Annotated in this window: 14 protein-coding genes and 1 pseudogene; 11 read left to right on the forward strand and 4 right to left on the reverse strand. The window is 41.3% G+C overall.

The genetic code is table 11. The features are described 5' to 3' along the window. Positions 1 to 225: 225 nt before the first annotated feature. Genes ACGHEH_RS07160 through ACGHEH_RS07175 form a run of 4 tightly spaced genes read right to left on the reverse strand, consistent with a single transcriptional unit; the run spans position 226 to position 6,072 of the window. Positions 226 to 909 carry a class I SAM-dependent methyltransferase gene (locus ACGHEH_RS07160; RefSeq protein WP_390443367.1) on the reverse strand — a complete coding sequence of 228 codons (684 nt, stop codon included), beginning with the start codon at positions 907 to 909 and terminating at the stop codon, positions 226 to 228. A 1-nt stretch (position 910) separates the two neighbouring features. Then, entirely contained in the window at positions 911 to 4,567 is a 3,657-nt protein-coding gene (locus ACGHEH_RS07165; protein WP_390443370.1) for an AAA family ATPase, read from the reverse strand. After that, a complete protein-coding gene (gene sbcD, locus ACGHEH_RS07170; protein ID WP_390443373.1) occupies positions 4,564 to 5,778 on the reverse strand; it encodes an exonuclease subunit SbcD in 1,215 nt (404 codons plus the stop codon). The genes ACGHEH_RS07165 and sbcD overlap by 4 nt, the downstream gene beginning before the upstream one ends. Positions 5,779 to 5,832: 54 nt before the next feature. Next, positions 5,833 to 6,072 (reverse strand): hypothetical protein, encoded by a 240-nt coding sequence (locus tag ACGHEH_RS07175; protein ID WP_058031728.1) that lies wholly within the window; start codon positions 6,070 to 6,072, stop codon positions 5,833 to 5,835. A gap of 460 nt (positions 6,073 to 6,532) precedes the next feature. On the opposite strand from ACGHEH_RS07175, the gene ACGHEH_RS07180 reads away from it, so the two are divergent. From ACGHEH_RS07180 to ACGHEH_RS07230, 11 genes and pseudogenes are all read left to right on the forward strand, one after another. Further along, positions 6,533 to 8,965, forward strand: coding sequence for a M1 family metallopeptidase (locus ACGHEH_RS07180; RefSeq protein WP_390443375.1), 2,433 nt, complete (start codon positions 6,533 to 6,535; stop codon positions 8,963 to 8,965). Between the two features lie 3 nt (positions 8,966 to 8,968). Then, positions 8,969 to 9,463 carry a DUF6702 family protein gene (locus ACGHEH_RS07185; RefSeq protein ID WP_390443378.1) on the forward strand — a complete coding sequence of 165 codons (495 nt, stop codon included), beginning with the start codon at positions 8,969 to 8,971 and terminating at the stop codon, positions 9,461 to 9,463. 294 nt (positions 9,464 to 9,757) lie between these two features. Beyond that, positions 9,758 to 10,354, forward strand: a complete 597-nt coding sequence (locus ACGHEH_RS07190) for an HAD family hydrolase (protein ID WP_390443380.1) — start codon at positions 9,758 to 9,760, stop codon at positions 10,352 to 10,354. A 107-nt stretch (positions 10,355 to 10,461) separates the two neighbouring features. Next, positions 10,462 to 11,187, forward strand: coding sequence for a YebC/PmpR family DNA-binding transcriptional regulator (locus ACGHEH_RS07195; protein ID WP_390443383.1), 726 nt, complete (start codon positions 10,462 to 10,464; stop codon positions 11,185 to 11,187). A 152-nt stretch (positions 11,188 to 11,339) separates the two neighbouring features. Further along, positions 11,340 to 12,575, forward strand: coding sequence for a hypothetical protein (locus ACGHEH_RS07200; protein WP_390443386.1), 1,236 nt, complete (start codon positions 11,340 to 11,342; stop codon positions 12,573 to 12,575). Between the two features lie 50 nt (positions 12,576 to 12,625). Then, the gene (locus ACGHEH_RS07205; protein WP_390443389.1) at positions 12,626 to 13,021 is read left to right on the forward strand and encodes a hypothetical protein; all 396 of its coding nucleotides are present in this window, start codon (positions 12,626 to 12,628) and stop codon (positions 13,019 to 13,021) included. After that, positions 13,014 to 14,609: a diguanylate cyclase domain-containing protein gene (locus tag ACGHEH_RS07210; RefSeq protein ID WP_390443393.1), complete on the forward strand. Its 1,596-nt coding sequence runs from the start codon at positions 13,014 to 13,016 to the stop codon at positions 14,607 to 14,609. Before ACGHEH_RS07205 ends, ACGHEH_RS07210 begins: the two co-directional genes overlap by 8 nt. After that, positions 14,602 to 16,509, forward strand: coding sequence for a putative bifunctional diguanylate cyclase/phosphodiesterase (locus ACGHEH_RS07215; protein ID WP_390443395.1), 1,908 nt, complete (start codon positions 14,602 to 14,604; stop codon positions 16,507 to 16,509). The genes ACGHEH_RS07210 and ACGHEH_RS07215 overlap by 8 nt, the downstream gene beginning before the upstream one ends. Positions 16,510 to 16,787: 278 nt before the next feature. Beyond that, a pseudogene (katG, locus tag ACGHEH_RS07220) lies at positions 16,788 to 19,076 on the forward strand (catalase/peroxidase HPI). A 188-nt stretch (positions 19,077 to 19,264) separates the two neighbouring features. Next, positions 19,265 to 19,966 (forward strand): transporter substrate-binding domain-containing protein, encoded by a 702-nt coding sequence (locus ACGHEH_RS07225; RefSeq protein WP_390443398.1) that lies wholly within the window; start codon positions 19,265 to 19,267, stop codon positions 19,964 to 19,966. Positions 19,967 to 20,247: 281 nt separating this feature from the next. Further along, a complete protein-coding gene (locus ACGHEH_RS07230) occupies positions 20,248 to 22,524 on the forward strand; it encodes an aminotransferase class V-fold PLP-dependent enzyme (protein ID WP_390443400.1) in 2,277 nt (758 codons plus the stop codon). The last annotated feature ends 66 nt before the right edge of the window (positions 22,525 to 22,590 follow it).

Genomic DNA, 22,590 nt, shown 5'->3' on the forward strand with positions numbered 1-22,590 from the left:
ACCAATCCGCTTTTTTTGAGGCAAGAAAACCTTGTTGCTAGCACCGCTCACGCGTCCTGCTATCGCTGAGGTACCTACATCCATGTAGGCAAGGCAAATATTTCGTTATTTAATTGTTCTCGGCAATTGCTCCTGCATTGCCCTACCTTCTGCATCCATGCAGTCGTAAATGAGAAATCTTTAACGCCGCTATCATCAGGTTTAATCCCTCAAAATGATTAAGTGTTATTGCGGATTGGTATCAGTGCGCTTATTACAACTTACCCCAGTAAAACCAAGCGCCTTAAAGAAAGGGTGGGGAGCGTTGAAACCACATTCATCGAGTAGTTCACTTAAACGCATTCGATCAATTGGATAAAACTCATGTACTAAGTTATGCCGCATACGAGTCTGGCCTATTTCAGTTAAACCCAGAGTACGACAAAATACTAACTGCGCCTCTCGTTCAAACTGGGTTTCTGGCTTCATAAGGTCAACAAGAAATAAAGGCGCACTTGGTTTTAAAACACTATTAATCTGATTTAAAAGCGTTTTCTTTGCACCGTTATCTTCTAAGAAGTGTAGAACTAGCAAACATAGGGCACAATCAACACGCTCAGTTAGAGACGTTAACTCACCACATTGTATTTTTACCCTATGACTTATGCCCAAGTTAGTAAAATTTTGATCTGCGATTGCGAGCATATCAGCAGAAACATCTTGCACAATAAAAGACCATGTAGAATTAAGCTTAGCTAACTCTATAACCTCTTTACCCGTACCTGCTCCCACAATTAGGATTGTCGCTTCATCAGGAAACAGCACGTTTAATTGTGCAGCTGTCAAACCATGTAGTAGTTCGTAGCCGGGCACGAGCCGCGTGATCCTTTCATCATAATGAGTGGCTTGCTCACCTTTAAAATCAGGCATATTAAGCACCTTTTATTAATACGTTCGAATAACCGCCGGGCTGTTTTTTAACTTGTACTTGCGTGGCAACGCGTTCTGACATTTCATTTACGTGTGAGATCACGCCCACCTTTCTACCCTGTGCTTGCAGAGCATCTAAAGCATCTAGCGCCACACTCAAGGTTTCAGGATCTAACGTGCCAAAGCCTTCATCAATGAATAGCGAACCAATATTTACTTTGTTTGAAGAAAGTGAAGCAAGCCCTAGCGCCAAAGCCAGAGAAACTAAAAAAGATTCACCACCAGAAAGCGTATTCACGGAGCGCTGCTCATCGGCCATATCTTTATCAATGATAGCAATATTCAAAGAGTGACCAATCACAGTCAGGCGATATCGCTTAGACAAACTCGCTAAATGTTGGTTGGCATATTGCAGTAAAATCTTTAATGTCTGAGTTTGCGCAATATTACGCAGCTTTTTACCTGTGGCATCACCGAGTAATTTATCAAGCAAGTGCCAGTGTTCATACTTAGCCTGAAGCGTATTGAGCTTTTGCTGTTCAGTTGCCAGTTTTTCGACATTTTTGTGATGTTGTTCAAGCTGCGTGTTCACACTCAGCCAGTGTTGTTGCGTTTGTTGAAACTTAGACTCTAAAATTACTAACTGCTCATTAATTTGTTGCTCAGTTAGCTCGGTCAGCGCTTTCGCTAAATGCTTATGCAAGCTCTCTTTTAAATGACTTAACTTGCCTGATAGCTCTACTTTGCCGTGCGATAACTGTTTAAACTCAGACAAGGTTTGCTTAATGTCCGCTACGGGAAGCGTGAGTAAGTAAGAGACTCGCTCTTCATTCAAGTCTGCATAGTTCTGTGACTTTTCATTAAGCCATTGTTCAAAGCGCGACTCAAGCGTGGCTTTTTGAGTTAGTAAAATCTCGATCTGCTCAGCTATATTCGTCAGATCTTTTTCTTTATCTTTTTCAGCTTGCAAGATCTGCTTCAATTGTTCAGAGCAAGTATTTAAATCATGTTGCCTTGCTTTTAATTGTGCCTGACACTTTTCTTGCCATTCATCAGCGCTGATCTCTTGTGGTAAACGCTCAAACCTTGCTTGCTCAAAGCTCAATTTCTCTGAGCGCGCATTTTCAACTGTGCTGTTAATGCCGTTTAACTGCTCTGAAACATTCACAGCTGATTCTTGTAAATGATTCAGCTGCAGCGTTAATGCTTGTTGAGACTGCTGAAACTGAGCTAGTTTCTCTTTATTATTTTTAAACTCATCAACCGCTTTTGTTAAAGAAGCCAAAGCAGCTTGTGGGGCATTTTCAAACTGCGCCCACCATGTTTCATCGGCATAATAATCACACGCTTGTTGTTGCGCACGATTTATTTCTTGCGAAAGTTGAGTAAGTGTATTTTGCTGTTGTTCAATCTGATGAGAAAGCTCAGTGGCTTGCTGTGTGATGGCATTTAACTGCGCTTGTTGTTGCTCAAACAACTTTTGCTGTTCTTGTTGAGTGTGCCACGCTTTTTGCAATTGCGACTGAAGACCTGTGAAGTGCTGTTGCTGCTGTAGAAGCATTTGTTGATGATCTAAACATTGCTGCAGCGACCACCCTTGGTATTCGCTAAACTGTTCAAGTTGTCCTTGAAGCTCAGATGCTTTGCTCGTTAAACGCTGATGCTGTAGTTTGCTTTCTTGATATCTAGCGTTCACTTTTTCAAATTCAGTTAAATGAACTTGGCTACGTTGCATTGCTTGTTCGTAAGCTTGTTCAGCCTGTTTGTGTTGAGTGGAAAAGTCATTTAGTAAGTTTGCCCAATGGCTATCAATATGATCAACCGCGTAGGGATGCTCTTTTGAGCCACAGACCATACATTCATGACCAGGCTTTAGATCTACACGTAATGCGCTGATGCTCTCGCTAGCACGAAGTTGAACTTGCGTTAAGTTATCCCGAGTCACTTGTACCCGTTGCTTACTTAGCTCTTTTTGCTGCTCTGTATCTGCCATTTGCACTTCAATGGCTTGTTTCTTTTGGAAGTTACTTGCCATTGAAGATTGTTGTTGTAACTGCTCCGCACTGATATCTGAAATGTGCTGCATCAAAGCAATCACGTGTTGCAGCCGCTGAGCCGCTGATTGCAAATCATCGATGTTTAACTGTTCAACTTGCTGCTGGAGTACATCAATTGACGATTGCCCCGAAATCAATTGTGATTGTAATTGTGATAACCCAGACTTGAGCGGCTCTGCTTGTTGGGCGTTTTCTTGATGCTGCTTTTGCGCATGTTGCAATGAAGCGCGCGCACACTGAGACTGAGACTGTTTATCTATGATGTCATCTAACAAGCCTTTGAGGTGAGACCAGTTTTCAACTGTACTTTGTAAGCTGTTATTGGCAGTTAATAACGACTCTAATTCGTGACTTTGTTGCTGTACTTGTTGTAATTGCGTATTGGTATTTTGCTGTTCTATTGAAAGCTTAGCCTGCTGTTGCTCAACCTCACTCTGCTGCTTTAAGACCTGCTGTAATACTGAATCAGCATTCGCGATTTTCGTATCAAGTTGCCTAACTTCAAACAGAACACTTTGCTGCTCTGTCACATAGACTTCGGTTTGTTGTAGCGCATCAGACGCCTTGTTCGACGCATCTTGTGCTTGCTGGATTTGCTCAGCAAAGTTTTTTGTTTTGAGCTCGCTTTGCTTTAACTCTAGTGCACTTAAATTGTTTTTTGTCACCGTCCATTGTTGGCGATTATCGGCAATCTCAAAAGCGGCTTGTGCTTGCTCTGCTTCATTAAATGTGTGTGCTTTTTCTGTCAGTTTGGCGTCTGTTTCTTGAATAGCCTGCTCTGTTTGCACTAATTGAGTTCGCAATTGGGCTGACTCTGCTAGCCATTGCAATGACGACTTGTGCTGAGCTTGCTGCGCTCTTAATTCATCTAACTGCTGTTGGTGATTTTGCGCCTCAAGGGTTAATTGCTCAAGTTGCTCATCGGTTAATAACACATAGGCACTTAAGCTATCTTTTAATCGCTCGAGTTCTGCTTTCTTTTCTTTATGTTTTTCAAAGATCAGCTGACCAATACGACTGAATTTATCAGTCGCAGTCAAACACTCTAAAAGTTGTGCGCGCTCATCGCTACTGGCTTTTAAAAATGCGGCAAACTCATGTTGAGCAAGTAACACAGTACGGGTAAATTGATCAAAGCTAAGACCGATTAATTGCTCGACCGTTTTAACCGCCGCGCTTTTATGGGCCAACAAGGTTTCGTCACTAAGACGGATAATCTCGTGCTCTGGTGTTTTGAGTTTACCTGAGACTTTTTTACGCGCTCGGGCAACAGACCATTTTGCTAAATAACACTCCCCATCTTGACCTAAAAAAGTCACCTCTGCAGAGCCCTCTGCACAACCTCGGCGAAGCAGGTTTCTTGGGTCGTTTAACTTAATGTCGTCACCATTGAACGACACTGTGTTCTTTAAATCATTTTTTAAACGGGCTGTTTTTGCATAAAGGGCTAAACAGATCGCATCTAACAGGGTGCTTTTACCTGCGCCTGTGTCGCCAGTAATTGCAAATAATCCGGCTTGCTCTAAGGGCGCTTTTTCAAAATCAATATCAGCGTGGGTGATAGAGGCTAAATTTGTGATTGTTATTTTAAGTAATTTCACGCATTTTGCTCCTCTTCCATGGCATTTAAAACTTCGGCTAAGCAGTCAGCTAATTTTGTAGGTAAGTCCTGCTCTGAATCGACCTGCTGCTTAAAAACCATATCTAGCAAATCAAGTGGGTTTAATTTTTCGACTTGACCTAAATCTTGGAAAATTACTTCATCGTCATGCTTTTGCACATCTTGAACACGCTCAATGCCACAAAATAAAATGTCTTTATCTTTTAGGCTTAATGAAATCTTCTCCCTAAACTGGCTATCGGTCTCGCTGGCATTAAGTCGTAAGCGAAGATAAGGGCTCGCTTCGTGCGATGTTAAATCTAGCTGTTCGATTTCATCGCACAGTGCATCAATATCCGCCCCTCCTTTTTCAGGCAGCACTATCAGCTCTCTAAGCCTTGGTGTGTAAAGGGGGTTTACGCTCACGCATGCTTTGCCATTAAATTCACACACGAGTACTTGGTGTTGATAGTTTTTTTCTGAAAATGACATCGGCATCGGCGTACCGCAATATCGCTTTGCGTCGCATTTTGCTACCACTTGGGCTTTGTGAAGATGGCCGAGCGCAACATAATCGGCCTTATCGGTAAACACTTCTGCTGTTACGGCATCAAAACCGCCTATGCTGATATTCCGTTCTGAATCTTCACTAATGGTGCCGCCTTTGGCGTGCAGGTGGCCCATAACAATAATAGGGGCGGTGCTCTCTTCGCACAGTTCAACCACCGATTGGTAAGCTTGCGCCACACCTTGTTGGTAAGCTTTATCATTTTGTGTATCTAGTGTGACATCAGCAGGGCGCAAAAAGGGCATAGCAACCACTTGTGCCTTACCCTTTTCAGTTTCAATATTCACTAGACAAGTTGCTGGGGCTGCTTTGTCATATCGGCCAATAACATGAGTATCAAATTGTTTTAAAAGAGGTTTAGCGGTCTCAATGCGATTCGCAGAGTCGTGGTTACCTGCAATAATAACGATATGCAATTCAGGACATGCCTGTTTGGCTTGCTTTATAAATTGGTAAAGTTGTTGTTCGGCAGAAGAGGGAGGGGTTGCTGTATGATAAATATCACCGGCAACAAGCAATAAATCAATCGCCTGTTGTTGTAACGTTGTCACCAACCAATCAAGAAAATGCTGATGCTCTTGAACACGGTGATGTTCGTAAAACTGTTGACCTAAGTGCCAATCAGAAGTGTGTAATACTTTCATGTAGCGCTCCCTTTCGCATTGAAACGCTACTATAACACCGCTTTAAGTATTTGTTTAACGAGTAATTTGCCACCAAATAAAGGCAACGACAGGCAAAGCCAGTAAAAATAACAAAACTGGAGTTTTAAACACTTTCGTTTGCTTATTCTGCAACACTTCAAGTGCGGACTTTTCATTACAAGCGGCAACTTTATCAACATAAAAGTAGCCATCTTCTAAATATTGTTTGCAGTTTTGTTCATCAGCCGGAATAGCCACCAGCTTGTCTTGCTTTTTCAGGATGTAGAAATCCATATTGCTCACCACATTTTACTGTAAACGGGTACACTATACAGAGCAAAACTAACGCCAACTTTTTAACGTAACTATTTGCTCAAAAATCAAAGAGCGCGAATTTAAAAATAATTCGCAGTAAATATCAACAGTCAAACTAAGGTTTTTTGATCAAATTTGTTAATACCCAGCATAAACCACCAAAATAAACGTAAGATGAATTAGCTGCTGTTGTTTTCTGCTTATATTTTCGTTGATATCGATGAATTTCGAACTTGTACTTTAGTGGAACAAAACGTCCAAAAAGTCACTAAAAAACATTAAAACGTTACTTTATCTCAATTTAATTGCATTTTCTTGATGCTTTTGCGACGCTCAATGCGTTATGCAACTATTAAAGTGCAAAACATTCTCTCGTTCACAAACTTACAAAGAATAGATAAGTGCTGAACAACAATATCTTGGGTAGCTAGGAAAACATATGAAAAAAATAACCAGTGCCTTATCACTGTGTATACCGCTTATGGCATCGAGCTTAGCGGTTGCTAGTGCTGTTGAGCAAACAAAAGGCAACTTTGTAGATAAGTTTCGTCAATTAGACGAAGTACTGCCAACACCAAACGTCTACCGTAACGCAGCAGGTGAGCCAGGTGAACGTTACTGGCAACAAAAAGTCGATTACGACATAGACGTTGTATTAGACGAAAAGCAGCGCCGTTTAACCGCTGAGCAAAGTATCGAGTACAAAAACAATTCACCTTACACGCTAAAATATCTTTGGATGCAACTAGACCAAAATATTTTTAAGCAAGACTCACTTGCTGAGCGAAGTGCTACATTTAAAAATAGCCTGCAAAGCAATCCTGCAGCAAAACCAGCAAAGATCAGCTTAAACCAGCTTCGTCGCCAACAATTTATGGATGACACTGAGCTGGGTTTTGTGATCAGTGATGTCAAAGACGAAGACGGCAAGCCACTAAAAGTTACGATTGTCGATACTATGATGCGTATCGATTTAAACGAGCCATTAAAGCCTGGCAAGTCGACAGAGTTCAGCCTTGATTTTGCCTTTAACATTGTTGAAGAAGATGCCGTTGGCGCGCGCTCGGGCTATGAACACTTTGAAGAAGATGGCAACGATATTTTCTTACTGGCGCAGTGGTTCCCGCGTCTTACCGCTTTTACTGACTATGAAGCTTGGACAAACAAAGCGTTTTTAGGTCGTGGTGAGTTTACACTGGAATTTGGTGATTATGATGTAGAGATCACCGTACCTGCAGACCACATTGTTTCATCAACAGGTGAACTGAAAAACGCCAAAAAGGTACTCACAAAAACACAATTAAAGCGTTTAAAAGAAGCAGAAACTGCAAAACGCCCTGTTTTTGTTGTGACTGAAGAAGAAGCGATTGAAAACGAAAAGGCAGGCACAGACAAAACCAAAACTTGGCGCTTCGAAGCTGAAAATGTGCGAGATTTTGCTTGGGCGTCTTCTCGTAAGTTTATGTGGGATGCCAAAGGCTATCAACAAGGTGGTAAAGAGCAACCACTTGTTATGGCGATGTCTTTCTTCCCGAAAGAGGGCGGTGATCTTTGGAAAAAATACTCAACTGAGTCAGTGATCCACACCATGGAAGTGTACTCGCGCTTCTCATTTGATTACCCATATCCAGTCGCACAGTCAGTGAACGGCCCTGTAGGCGGTATGGAATACCCAATGATCACCTTCAATGGTCCGCGTACAGAGCTGAGAGATGATGGCTCACGCACATACTCACAAGCCGAGAAGCGTTTCTTGATTGGCGTTGTGATCCACGAAATTGGTCATATTTACTTCCCGATGATCGTTAACTCAGATGAGCGCCAATGGACTTGGATGGATGAAGGCCTTAACAGCTTCTTAGATGGCGTCGCTGGCCGTGAATGGGATCCAAACATTCCTTGGGGCGTAGAGCCGCGCGATATCGTGCCTTACATGAAGTCTCAAAACCAAGTGCCGATTATGACGCAGTCTGACAGCGTATTGAATCTTGGTCCGAATGCCTATACCAAACCAGCAGCTGCACTGAATATTCTTCGTGAGGTGATTTTAGGCCGTGAACTATTCGACTTCGCATTTAAAGAATACTCGCAGCGCTGGAAATACAAACGTCCAACCCCAGCTGACTTCTTTAGAACCATGGAAGAGGCTTCAGGCGTCGATTTAGATTGGTTCTGGCGTGGCTGGTTCTATACCACAGATCATGTTGATATCTCGCTAGACAAAGTTTATCAATTACGTATTGATACTAAGAACCCAGATATCGACTATGCACGTTTGCGTGAGTTTGAACAAAGCAAACCTATGTCACTGTTCAACAAACGTAACCAAGAAGAAGGCAAAGCGCTTTGGATTGATAGAAACAAAGACGTGTCAGACTTCTACGATGACAATGATCGCTTTACTGTGACCAACAAAGAGCGAAATGCGTATCAGAGCTTCTTGAAAAAGCTTAAACCTTGGGAGCGTAAAGCCCTAGATAGAGCGGTTGAAGAAGACAAAAACTATTATGTCATGGAGTTTAGCAACCTAGGTGGCTTGGTAATGCCAATCATTCTAGAGCTGACGTATCAAGACGGTTCGACGGAAGAGCGTATGCTACCAGCTGAGATTTGGCGTCGTAGCCCGAATAAAGTGAGTAAGTTAATCATCACAGATAAAGACAAGCCATTAAAATCTGTTGTAGTTGACCCTCGCTGGGAAACTGCTGATGTCGACATTGAGAACAACCATTACCCTCGTCAAATCATTCCTTCTCGTTTAGAAGTATACAAACGTAAGAAGAGCTCAGCAAAAGTTCGTCGTGATATCATGCATGACATCAAAACTGAGTTGAAAAAAGATGACAAAGACGAAAAAGAGAAGAAGGATTAATCCATGAGAGCTTGGCTTGCTGCCAGCTTACTTTTACTGTTGAGCGGTCAAGTCGCCGCTCACCAGTTAAAAGCAGCAATGACAACCATATTAATCAATGAGCGTACAGGTAATCTTGAGCTCATGCATCGCTTTTATTTGCATGATACAGAGCACGCTGTAGAAACCTTGATTGGCGGTCATGCCGATCTGTTTAAGCACGCTAAAGATAGAGCAGAATTTGCACAATATGTAAATCGTAAAGTGGCTTTACAGTTAGCAGATAAAACACCTCTCAAGCTTTCTTTAGTCGGTCAGGAAGTTGATGGAAAGTTTTTTTGGGTATACCAAGAAACGCAAATTCCTGCAGATTTTAGCGCGTTGCGAATGCAACACGGTGCACTAAGAGACGTTTGGGCAGATCAAGTCAACATGGTCAACTTCGAAGGTAAAGGCAAAGTAAAAACCTTACATTTTGACGGTGAAGACAACTGGCTCACCGTGCATTTTGATAAGTAACCGCTTTTTGCTTTATACCAATCCGCTTAACTAAGTGGTCTATTTTGAGGCGAGAAAACCTTGTTGGTAGCAAGGCAAATATTTCGTTGTTTAGTTGTTCTAAATGAGAAATCTTTAACGCAGCTATCATCAGGTTTAATCCCTCAAAATGATTAAGTGTTATTGCGGATTGGTATTATTTTGAAGCAGAGCTCAGGCTCTGCTTATTTATTAGCCCTTATCTTTCCCCCCTAATCCAACCTTTTAATCTTTTCGTATATATTACGATTACGCTCAAAAAGACCACTCACTTTTATGACTCAAACTGCAGTAAATGCTAACTACCAAGGTGTTATCTTTGATTTAGACAACACGTTAGTCAGCTCCTCTTTAAACTTTAAACATATTCGCGCTGAAATCGGATGTACTGAACACACAGATTTATTGACCTATATTGAACAGCTGCCAGAGATTGAAGCTCAAGCTGCCATGGATATTGTCTTAAGCCATGAATACCAAGATGCTGAATCAGCAGTATTAATGCCGGGTGTTGTAGAGTGTCTTGCAGCGCTGGCAAGGCAAAACATCAAAATGGCGGTTGTAACGCGTAACTGCCAATACGCGGCACAACTGAAGCTGGCAAAAACCGGTCTAGAGTTTGATATTGTACTCACCCGGGACGATGCCCCCGCAAAACCTGATCCAACCGCATTACTGCAAGTTGCAGATAATTGGCAAGTAAACCCTTCGCAGTGTATTTACGTTGGCGATTTTTTGTTTGATATTCAGGCTGCAGACAATGCGCAAATGGACAGTTGTTTGTATATTCTTGATGGGCACCCTGACTACGCAGATGCAGCGACGCATACAATCGAGCACTTTTCACAATTGACTAAATTAGTGCTCTCGTAAAGTTTGGTTTTCAAAAATATGCTGCTAATCTCGCTGCCCTCTAGCTCAAAGCCTTGAGTCTTGCTAGAATCTGGGCAATTTTTTAAATTCATAACACGAGAATTAAGATGGGCAGAGCATTTGAAGTCCGCAAAAACGCCATGGCAAAAACGGCGGCGGCAAAAACCAAAGTTAACTCTAAATACGGTAAGGAAATCTACGTTGTAGCTAAAAACGGCGGTGCAGATCCTGAAACAAACCTATCTTTACGTCGTCTAATCGAAAAAGCGAAAAAAGACCAAGTACCAGCACACGTTATCGATAAAGCCGTTGAGAAAGCAGCGGGTGGTGCAGGTGAAGACTATTCTCCAGCACGTTACGAAGGTTACGGTCCTGGTAACTGTATGGTTATCGTTGACTGTTTAACAGATAACCCGAATCGTACTATCAAAGATGTACGTCTGCCATTCACAAAAACAGATTCGAAAATCGGCAGCCCGGGTTGTGTAGCTCACATGTTCGATCACTTAGCTATTTTAGGATTTGATGGCGACGATGATGAAGTGGTGCTTGAAGCATTAATGATGGCTGATGTTGATGTAACTGACGTTGAAGTTGAAGACGGCAAAGTATCTGTATTCGCGCCTCACACTGAATACTTCAAAGCGAAAACAGCATTAACAGAAGCATTCGAAGGCATTAACTTTGAAGTAGATGAAATCACTTTTGTACCGCAAACACATGTTGAGATCACAGGCGAAGACGATCTAGCTAACTTTGAAAAGTTTATGACTATGCTAGAAGATTGTGATGATGTACAAAACATCTATCACAACGCGATTGTGAACAAATAATCATCGCACATTGCATTTAAAAGGAGCCAATTGGCTCCTTTTTTGATATTAACCATACAAGGCGCTGAAAACTTACTCATTTCATTTCGAAAAGCCAAACATCCGCTATAATTTATTTACTGCGTTTATATAAATTATCGGTGAGATGTTAGATGTTGCGATTTCTGTACGCTTTATTATGTCTATCAAGCTTTTTTGGTATTTGTGCTGAGCGTGCAACCATTAGTGGCTTTGGCAACATAGGAGCCGTCCATTCCAATTCTGACACCTATCGCTTTAGAACTGATATCTCACGAGATAATGACAACTTTGAAGATACTTTGGACTTTAGTGCCATTAGTTCTCTAGGCATTCAAGCTGACATATCTTTATTACATGATTTCGACCTCGTCACCCAGTTAATTTATCGCGGGCAAAAAAAAGTCACCTTAGACAACGCTCTCAGCTTGGCTTTTTTAAGATATAAACCTGCCCCTAATTGGGAACTAAGAGTTGGCCGCACGCAACTCGACCTGTACTTACTCACAGAATTCAGAGATATTGGATTTGCTTACCCGTGGGCAAAAGTGCCTACAGAAGTCTATGGTTTGTTGCCATATCGCTACTTAGATGGCGCTGACTTTACCTATTTCAAAAGTCATAACTACTTAGACTACCGTGTTAAATTATTCACTGGTCGCTCTTCTAGTCATATCGCGCTTGATAGTGCTAATGTAAAACTAGACATAGATAATGTCATTGGCCTCTCATTTGAGCTCAGTCAGTTCGACTGGACTTTATCGCTCAAACACACCCAGGCACGAACAATAAATAACATTTCTCAAATGGATGAAATTATTGGTGGCTTACAACAGATACCTGACGTAATTTGGCTCGATAAAGCTGCTTTTATTAACGACTTTTCGTTAATAAATAAAAAAGCATATTTTAGCTCTGCAGGACTCAAATATAACGTGGGGCCAATGACTTTTTTGACCGAGTTTGCTCACCTCCACAGCGATTCATCAGTGGTTTCGGCTGTAAGTAGCGGCTATATCAGTACGACCTACAATTTAAATAAAGGGCAACTATTTTATACCTTTGCGATCACAGAATCCGATCCGAGTGAGTTTAACGATGCGGTCAATATTCAGCGATTTTTACCTAACCAAGTTGAGGAGATTATTCTAGCGGTTAATGAATCATTTCGTGTATTCAGCCCTAATCAACAAACCCATTCTCTCGGTGTCAGATACGACGTGAAAGACAATATTGCCCTCAAGTTACAAATTGATCACACTAATATTGATGCTCAAGGGGGGGCGCTGTGGTCATATCAAGGTATGAATACCTTGGCACCAAAAGAGTCTTTTACCACCCTGTTTTTTAGCGTGAGTTTTACTTTTTAGCTATGAAAAAGTTAATTATCTTCCTCACCCTAATACTCGCTTGCTGCATAATGAATAAAGCAACGGCTAAGCCTATTTCTATCATTGTGCATGCCGACAATGCTACAGACTCACTGTCTAAAAAGCAGTTAATTGACTTATATATGGGCCGATATGTTGCTTTCCCTGACAATCAATCTGCTCAACCATTAGATACACTCACACCTGAGGGATTGAAATCAACTTTCTACAAAAGGCTCGTGAATATGCCTTTATCGAGAGTAAATGCGTATTGGTCTAGAGTTCGTTTTACCGGTAGAGCTACCCCTCCAGAAACATATTCTGACGAGCAGATGGTTTTAAACTTTATAGCCGAAAACCCCAATGCCATTGGTTATGTATTTAGCGACGCTTTAACTAAACAACAAAAACAAAAAGTAAAAGTCATCTTGGAGTTATATGAATAAGAGTGGCTTATTACTCAGGCTCGCAATATCAATTAGCTTTGCTGCCGTGTTTGTGGGTTTTATTTCGTCGCAGGTATTTTTTAAACTGGCGTATCAAAAAAACCTAGATAAAACTCAGGCCAGTATTGAGCAGCTTTATGAGGTCGTTGCACCAACGGCCAATATTGCGGCCTATTTAGGTGATCAAGAACTAGCAAAAGAGGTGATTAATGGCCTTAGTAACAACCAAGCTATCTTAGCTGCATCGTTTAAATCGGAGCTATTTTCAATTCAAAGTGAGACCTTTAAATCTGAACCTGCAAAACAAACAGAATTCATGGTTTACTCTCCTTTTGTACCCTCAGAGTCGTTAGGTTCAATCAAAGTTCAGCACAATTTAGCCTATATAGAAGAAGACTCACAAAATGCGGCAAGTTTCTTATCTAACTCTTTGCTAATACAAGCATTCGTTGTTACTGTCATTGCTATTTTTATTGCATTTTACTTCATAACTAAGCCCATTCTTATTATCGCAAATAGTCTGCATTCACTGAATCCAGGTACAGCAAGACGTTTAAAAAAGCCTGTTTTTCACGACAAAAGCGAGCTAGGTAATTTAGTTGAAGACATCAACCTACTATTAGAAAAAGCAGAAGAACAAATCTCTCAAGAGCGATTATTACGATCTGAAATAGAACTTTTAGAAAAACGCTTCAGGTTACTATTCGAAAACTCCGTCGCCCCCATCATTTTAATGGAGCCTAGAGGCAATATACTTCTCACTAATAAAGCCTTTAAATCTTTAATAGAACGAATAGAGCAACCCATAAAGAAAAACTATGGGCCGATACTCAGTGAACTATTTGAAACACCTGAATTAGTGACTCGCTCTGTCAATAGTGCATTTTTGAATGATGAAATCGCCATAGGTGAGCATCGACTAAAATTTAAGGAGCAAGGTAAAACCATCTGGTTACAAGTGGTTGTTTCTAGCATCATTACTGATGATTTAAAATCGTATTATCAAATCACACTCAATGATGTATCTAAAAAACGTGACGAACTCGATAAGTTAAGCCGACGAGCCGATTATGACGCCCTAACCAATATGACTAACCGCCATGCTGGTGAGAAAAGAATTGATCAACTCATAAAAGATAAAACACCTTTCGTATTTGCCTTGATGGATCTCAATGGCTTTAAACAGGTTAATGATATCTATGGTCATGATGCCGGTGACGAAGTGCTGATATTCGTGGCAAATCAGTTAAAACAGCTCACCCCGAGCAATGGGATAGCGTGTCGATGGGGAGGCGATGAATTTGTGGTCGTATTAGAAAATACTAACAAAGCTGATTTTGAATTGTTCTGTGAGCAACTCACGACACGGATCGTTAAACCTTATACACTTATCTCACACCAAGCTAATGTGCAGGTAGGTCTTTGTATTGGTGCTGCTTTTTACCCATATGACACAAGCCACAAGCCAGAGCTTATTCACTTAGCCGATAAAGCCATGTATGCCATTAAACCTGAATCTAAAACAAGGGGAGGAAGAACGCTGGCATTTGCGATCCCCACTAAGACTTTAGAGCGCAAATATGAATAAAAGAGAAAGTGTTGACTACAGCAGTATTCTTGGTCAAATAGCAACGGATAAGGTGAAGCGTTTAAAGTCATTTATTCTTCTGATCAGCATTTCTTTGGCCTTGTTCTTTATTCTCAACATATTAATTTATCAACAAGGCTACGCTTACACCCTTGTCGTCGCAATCGGAATCTTTATATTTTTGCACTGGTTTGTCTGTGAAGATACCTTACCTGTGGTGTCTGGTATTTTTATATGGACTTTGACCTTGCTGGCATTCTTTTTTGCATGGAATATTGAAGGACTCTACGACACCAGCTTACTTGCCTACCCATGCATTCTTGTATTTTGTGCCATGCTTAACAGTCGGCTACTAATCATCTCTACAACCGCATTTATGGTGATCAGCATATATTGTTTAGCCTATGCAGAATATACAGGATTATTAGCCTCACCACTTGCTGAATTCGCCGATTGGCGCAAAGCCCACAACATGGCCCTAGTGATGTTAATATTCGCCTCTGTGGTTTACTTATTAACGAAAGACATTGATAAGTTGCTCGAAACACTCATCAAAATGCATGTTAATTCACTTAGAAATAAAACTCGAACTCAGCGAAAAGCACTGACTAATAGATTAACTCTATTGCCTAATGAAATAGCCTGTACGCAATATGTCCAAGGGCGTATCTACCGCCATCATCAAACAGAGCAACTCAGTGCATTAATGGTGCTTACCTTAAATAACTTAAACTCCATTAATGCCTCTTTGGGGTTTGATATAGGTGACAAGTTAATCAACATGATTGCACAACGACTAAATACATTGTCTGAAGATAACGCCAAAATTTTTCACAGCTCCAACAATCAGTTTTTTATTTTTATTGATGAAACTGATTACCACGATATAGAAGCTTTTGCCCACCAAGCATTGCAAACTACTTTTTTTAGCAATTACGTCGAACAGTACGAAGTAGAAGTATCGGCCTGCATTGGCATTGCAATAGCCCCTCATGATGGTAATCACTATGATGCGCTATTACGCAGAGCACACACTGCGCTAACTAAAGCAGTGCAAATGGGTCATAACCAATACGCATTTTTTGATTTAGAGATGGAACAACAAAGCAAAGCGAGACTGGCTATGCTAGCAGGGTTAAAACGTGCCATTGAACAGCAAGAGTTTGAGCTCTACTATCAACCCAAAATTGAACTGAGTAGCAACTCCATTGCAGGGGTAGAAGCGCTGATCCGCTGGCGTTTACCAGATGATACATTAATTCCTTCTTCCATTTTCATTTCTGTCGCAGAGGCTTCTGGATTAATTAATGAAATAGGGATCTGGGTAGTAAAACAAGCAGCTAAAGATTGTCTTACTTGGCATCAGCTCGGCTTTAATCAGCTTGGAGTGTCAGTCAATGCCTCAGCAGAACAGTTTAAAAAAGGCAATTTTGGCAGTTTAGTATTAAAAACCTTAAAACAACAAAAGCTCGACCCCTCTTATCTAGACATTGAAATCACTGAGTCACTATTCATTGAAGACGAGAAAAACATACAGGCACAAATTCACCAAATGGTTTCCCAGGGTATTTCGATTTCTATTGATGATTTTGGTACTGGTTATTCAAACTTAAATTACTTAACTAAATTTAATGCTTCGACCCTAAAGATTGATCAATCCTTTATCAAAAATATGATGCATGAAAGAAATCAATACCACTTAGTTGATGCCATATTGAAGATGAGCCACGCAATTGGGATCGAGAACATTGCTGAGGGTATAGAAGATAAGAGCACTGCCAATATCTTAATGCAACTGGGCTGTAGATACGGTCAAGGCTACTACTGGTCAAAGCCCATTCCTCAACCAGCTTTTTGCCAATTTTTGATAGATTGGCTTAAACACAGTAAAGCCAGTTGAGCGTATTTCTTATGCCAATTATGACATCACTTCTTCATTGTTTTTTTTGAACATATAAATCTAATTAATCAATTTATAATAAATTAGATCACCTTCTATACTCAATTCTGGTGTAAACAAGCCGGACACTTGAGTGCAAAGTTTTGATACATGAAAGAACAAAACGTGATTTAAAAACTTACCTATTAAGTTAGATATTAAAGTGGTTTTACGTTTCATTCATGTTGTCACTTAACACCAATCAAGTTGAACGTAATTTAACGCACAGGATGAACATAATGAAGGTCCACACTCAGTTTCGTAAGTCGGTACTTTCCACCTTTGTAGGTCTCGGTATTTTAAGTTTAGGCGCATGCGCCAGCTCGCCACAAATGAGTAAACCAAAAGGGGCGACGGGGACTGGTAATGTTGCAGTTGGTACGCCTAAATCAAATCAATTTTGGTGGCCTGAACAATTAGATTTATCGCCACTTAGAGATCATGACAGCCGTTCAAATCCACTTGGTAGTGACTTCAACTATGCAGACGCATTCAATAAGCTAGACATGGCGGCACTCAAAAAAGACATGAATGAGTTGCTTACCACATCTCAAGATTGGAGGCCTGCAGACAGGGGTAGCTACGGCCCATTGTTCATCCGCTTAGCGTGGCATAGCGCAGGAACATATCGCACACTAGATGGCCGTGGCGGTGGTGATGGTGGTCAAATGCGTTTTGACCCACTGAATAGCTGACCTGACAACGGTAACCTCGATAAAGCCAAAAGATTACTTTGGCCATTAAAGCAAAAGTATGGAGAAAGCATCTCTTGGGGTGACTTAATGATACTGGCAGGTACAGTTGGCCTTGAAAATATGGGGTTTAAAACATATGGTTTTGCCGGCGGCCGTACTGATGACTTGGAGCCTGATCTTGTTTATTGGGGCCCTGAAGTAGAAGTGCTTGCCAGTGACCGTGAGGAACGTGACGGTAAACTACAACGTCCTCTTGGGGCGACGCATATGGGTCTAATTTACGTTAATCCTGAAGGTCCAAAAGGAAAGCCAGATCCACTTGGTTCAGCTAAGAATATTCGTATTGCCTTCGGCCGTATGGCTATGAGCGATGAAGAAACCGTTGCACTAATCGCTGGCGGTCATATCTTTGGTAAAATGCACGGTGTGCACAAAGCAGGCCAATGTGTGGGTAAAGAACCCGGCGGTGCAGCTATTGAAGAGCAAGGATTAGGCTGGAAAAATAAATGTGGTAAAGGTCACTCAGAAGACACTGTGACCAGTGGCCTTGAAGGCGCGTGGACGCAAGCAACGACTCGCTGGACGACACTTTATTTACAAAACTTACTTAACCTTGAATGGCAACAGACACGCAGCCCAGCAGGTGCAATTCAGTGGATCCCAACCGATGAATCGCTACATACTTCAGTCCCAGACGCACATGTGAAAGGTAAGTTTAATTCACCGGTTATGACTACCGCTGATTTAGCCCTTAAGTACGATCCTGAATATCGCAAAATAGCAGAGCGTTTCTTAGCAAATCCAGAAGAATATCGCCGCGCATTTGCAAAAGCTTGGTATAAGTTAACACATAGAGATATGGGACCAAAAGCTCGCTACCTTGGTGATAATGTGCCGAGTGAAGCGTTAATTTGGCAGGACCCTGTACCAGCTGTCGACCATACGCTTGTCAATGCAAAAGATATTGCAAACTTAAAGCGCGATATTCTGGGTACAGGTTTAACCATCCCTCAGCTTATAAGAACGGCATGGGGCTCAGCTGCAAGCTTTAGAGCGTCAGATATGCGAGGTGGGGCAAATGGTGCACGTATTATGTTAGCACCACAAAAAGACTGGGCAGTAAATAACCCAGATGAACTAAGCATGGTGTTCAGTAAACTTAAAACTGTACAAAGCAATTTCAACAGAAAAGCATATGGTAATAAAAAAGTCTCTATGGCAGACATCATCGTATTAGGTGGTGCAGTTGCTGTTGAAAAGGCGGCCGACAATGCTGGCGTAACAGTGTCAATCCCCTTTACACCGGGCCGAACTGACGCCGCACAAGCACAAACAGATGTAAAGTCATTCTCACTACTTGAACTAAAAGCAGATGCCTTTAGAAACTATTTCAATACTAAAGAAAGCTATCGCTCTCCAGCCGAAATGTTAGTCGATAAAGCAGAACAGCTTAATTTAACAGTGCCAGAGATGACAGCACTTGTAGATGGCTTGCGTGTCTTAGGTGCAAACAGTAATGGTAGTAGCCATGGCGTATTCACTGATAATATAGGCGTTTTGAGCAACGACTTCTTCGTTAATCTATTGGATATGTCGACGGTTTGGAAAAAGTCAGCTCAAGAAGTCTTATATGAAGGCTTTAGCCGTAAGAGTGGACAGAAACAATATACTGCGACCACGGTAGATCTTGTGTTCGGTTCAAACTCTGAACTCAGAGCCATTGCGGAAGTTTATGCCTATGATAATGCAAAGCAAAAGTTTGCGGATGATTTTGCCAAGGCTTGGCACAAAGTTATGCAACTTGACCGCTTTGATTTAAGACACAACCTTTAAGACTCTCACAGAGCAAGAGGTTCACTCTTGCTCTTTCTTCATCAAAAAGCCGCTAACTTGTAGAGTTAATATACAAAACCAACTATATTCTGTATAAAATAACCACAAAAAACACCTCATTAATGATAGCGACTGGCTTCTCCAGAATAAACTTAAAACATGCCCTGTACTTAAGTGCAGTAATTTGCATGTGTTTTACTTCGTCAAACAGCTATGCTCGTACAACGCTTAAAATTTGTCATGAAGCCAGCAATTTCCCGCCATACATTTATCAAGAAGAAAATCAAACTAAGGGGCTATTAAACGATATCATAAAAACTGCCGCTGAAAATGCCAAAGTGATCGTGCAACTCGATGCCAAACCTTGGAATCGCTGTCAAAAAGATGTCAAGGCAGGTAACAGCCATGCTTTATTTGCCATGATAAAAACTCCGCAAAGAGACAAAGAGTACGCTTTTCCGGATTACAAAAACGGTCATCTCTGGACGGCAACTTATCCTGTTTTTATAAAACAAACGTTAACATTCTCGCTGACTGACTATTTACCAGATAAAGGACTTGGTGCACCATTGGGGTATGTTGTTTGGCAAGAGTTGAGTCAGAGAAATTGGTTAAGCCCATTTCAATATGACCCTGAGTTAGGTCTCAAAATGGTGGCGCAAGGAAAATTAGATGGGTATGTGGTAGAGCGCTTAATTGGACTTCATCTACTTTATGAAAATCAACTCACTGATGTTATAAAACCCTCCAAAGAACAATTATTAGATGCTGTTTGGTATTTACCATTTAACAAACATTTTTATAAACAAAACCCCGAGCTTATTCAGCAAATTTGGCTAGAAATAGACAGAGCAAGAGAGCAGCTTAAGAACAAATACAATAAACCTTAGTCCTGTTTTATTTGCAGGCATACTTCAATATCTGGAATTAACTGCCTGCTTTTAGGGCTTAGCTATCTCCTCAATATCGTGTTTTTACTCATTCACAAACCAAACACATAGGCATGAACTTCTGTTCAAAATACTAACTCACTACACGACTGCGAAATAATACCAAATCCTTAAAAACTTTATGGTTGAATAAGCATCAAAAACCCCTTAATATTCCTTTAAGTAATTAGATATAACAAAATGCAATATGGGCGCATTTTTATATAAATAAAGGCTATGTCATGACTGAGCAGCAGCAATTGAGTCAAATCTATCTTGATGCCAACGCAACCACTCCTGTATTACCTGCGGCCGCGCAAGCTGCGCTTGAAACCATGCAGACCCAATTTGGCAACCCGAGCAGTAGCCACATTACAGGGCTTCAAGCTAAGCAAATAATGGAACAAACTCGTAGTAAAGCACGCAAAGTAATTGGTGCTAGTAGCGGGCAAGTTATCTTTACCAGTGGCGCAACCGAAGGGATCCAAACGGCCATTTTGTCTGCGCTTTATCAAGCGAAGCAGATCTACAGCTCTGATAAAAAACCTTGTATTTTATATGGTGCAACTGAGCATAAAGCTGTACCTGAATCTCTAAAGCACTGGAATCATATTCTTGATATTCATGCTGAAATTAAAGCCATCCCAGTTAATAAAGATGGTTTGTTAGATTTAGATTTTATCGCCAAAGAAGTACCAAATGCTTTGATGATCTGCACCATGGCCGTCAATAACGAGACCGGTGCAGAGCAAGACTTAAACAAACTAGAAACCGTGATCAGAAGTAATAACCCCAATACATACTGGATGGTTGACTGCGTTCAGGCACTCGGTAAAGTTGAACTGGATATCGCGAATACGAGTATTGATTACGCGCCATTTAGCGGTCATAAACTCTATGCAATGAAAGGCATCGGCTTTGTCTACATTCGTGAGCAAGCCCCTTTTACACCATTTATCGCAGGGGGTGGGCAAGAAAGTGGGTTACGCTCAGGAACTGAAAACTTACCCGGTTTAGCTTCACTGAATGTGATTTTCGATGAGTTGCTTGGGCAGGGTACGGGTGTATTTGCCACCAAAGAAACACTACGCGGTTACCGCGACCAACTTGCTGAAGCGTTAACAACAGCATTCCCTACCATTGTATTTAATAATAACTTTGCGTGTAGTGTCCCAACTACACTGAACTTCGCTATCCCAGGGTTTAGTGCCAAAGAGATCTTAGATTTATTCGATGCAGCTAATATTCGTGTCAGCTCTGGTTCAGCGTGCAGTTCGAAAGTAACAGGCAGTTTTGTGCTTGATGCAATGGGACTGCCTCAAGTACAAAGTGAAGCCGCAATTCGTCTATCTTTTGGTCCTGCAGCCACACAAGCTGAGATAGATACAGCCTGTGAACGCATTGCTTATTGTGCGAAAGCGCTTGGCCATAGTTGCTTAGTAAACATGGGTGACTTAGATAATAAGTCAAAACTCGATGGATTAGTGCAATTCAAAGTCGGCGGTAGTTGCTGTTGGTTATTTGTCGATGGTGAGAGCCAAGAGGCAATCATTATAGAGCCACTTGAAGAACTCACTCAGCGTTTATTAACCGTTTTAGAATGCCAAGGCCTTACTTTAAAAGCAGTTATAGACACACATGGTCATGCTGATCACGCTTCAGCCAGAACACAACTGTTAAATAATGAATTAAGAGACCAAGTGACTGATCATCTAGGCTGGCCTACCCAGTGTCACGTTGTAACAGTCGATGCACTGACTTTGCCGTTTATCGATGTAGGGAAATTCGCTTTAGTCAAAATTGCCACGCCAGGACATACACAAGACAGTATCTCATTGGCGGTTTGCCACAAAGCTGAGTTAAAGGCGGGTAAGTTCAATAGTCTTTATACTTTCTGCGGTGATTTAATTTTAATGGGCACACTAGGTAGAACAAACTTTGAAAGCAGTGATGCGTCTCAAATGTATCAATCAATAAAGTTACTAAGCAGCTTATTAGAACTAGATAGCTTGCTTTGCCCAAGCCATGACTATAACAATGAGTTTATCACAACTCTAAATGCAGAAACGCAGCGTAATCAGTTATTAGCAGACGTTGTAAGTCGACGTATTTCAGTTACAGAGTTTATGAGTAAAAAGACTGAACTCGATAGCCACATTCATGACCAGGCCAACCAAGAAATTATGTGTGGTGCGCTGACTAATTGCTCACAAAAGTACAGCTTCCTAGAGTTAAATAACGGTGCCTTACAAGCTCATTTAGACAGCACTAAAGACGTGCAACTGATTGATATTCGAGAACCACATGAATATGCACTCAACCATGCGCAACAATTTGATAAAAACGTACCATTAACCAGACTTGCAAACTTCATTGGCCAACAACGACTAAACAAAAACCAACCCTTGGTGCTTGTATGTCGTAGTGGTAGTCGCTCTTCTGTTGCTGCGCAAGCGCTAGTCAGACTTGGGTTTGAGCATGTAGCCCATCTAAAAGGTGGCTACGCTTTAGCGCAATAACACCCTATATTCCCCTAAAGTGATGAGCTATAAAGCGCTCATCACTTTGTTAACCCCCTTTACAGT

This window comes from Pseudoalteromonas sp. MTN2-4 (genome assembly GCF_042848605.1).
Lineage (GTDB): Bacteria > Pseudomonadota > Gammaproteobacteria > Enterobacterales > Alteromonadaceae > Pseudoalteromonas.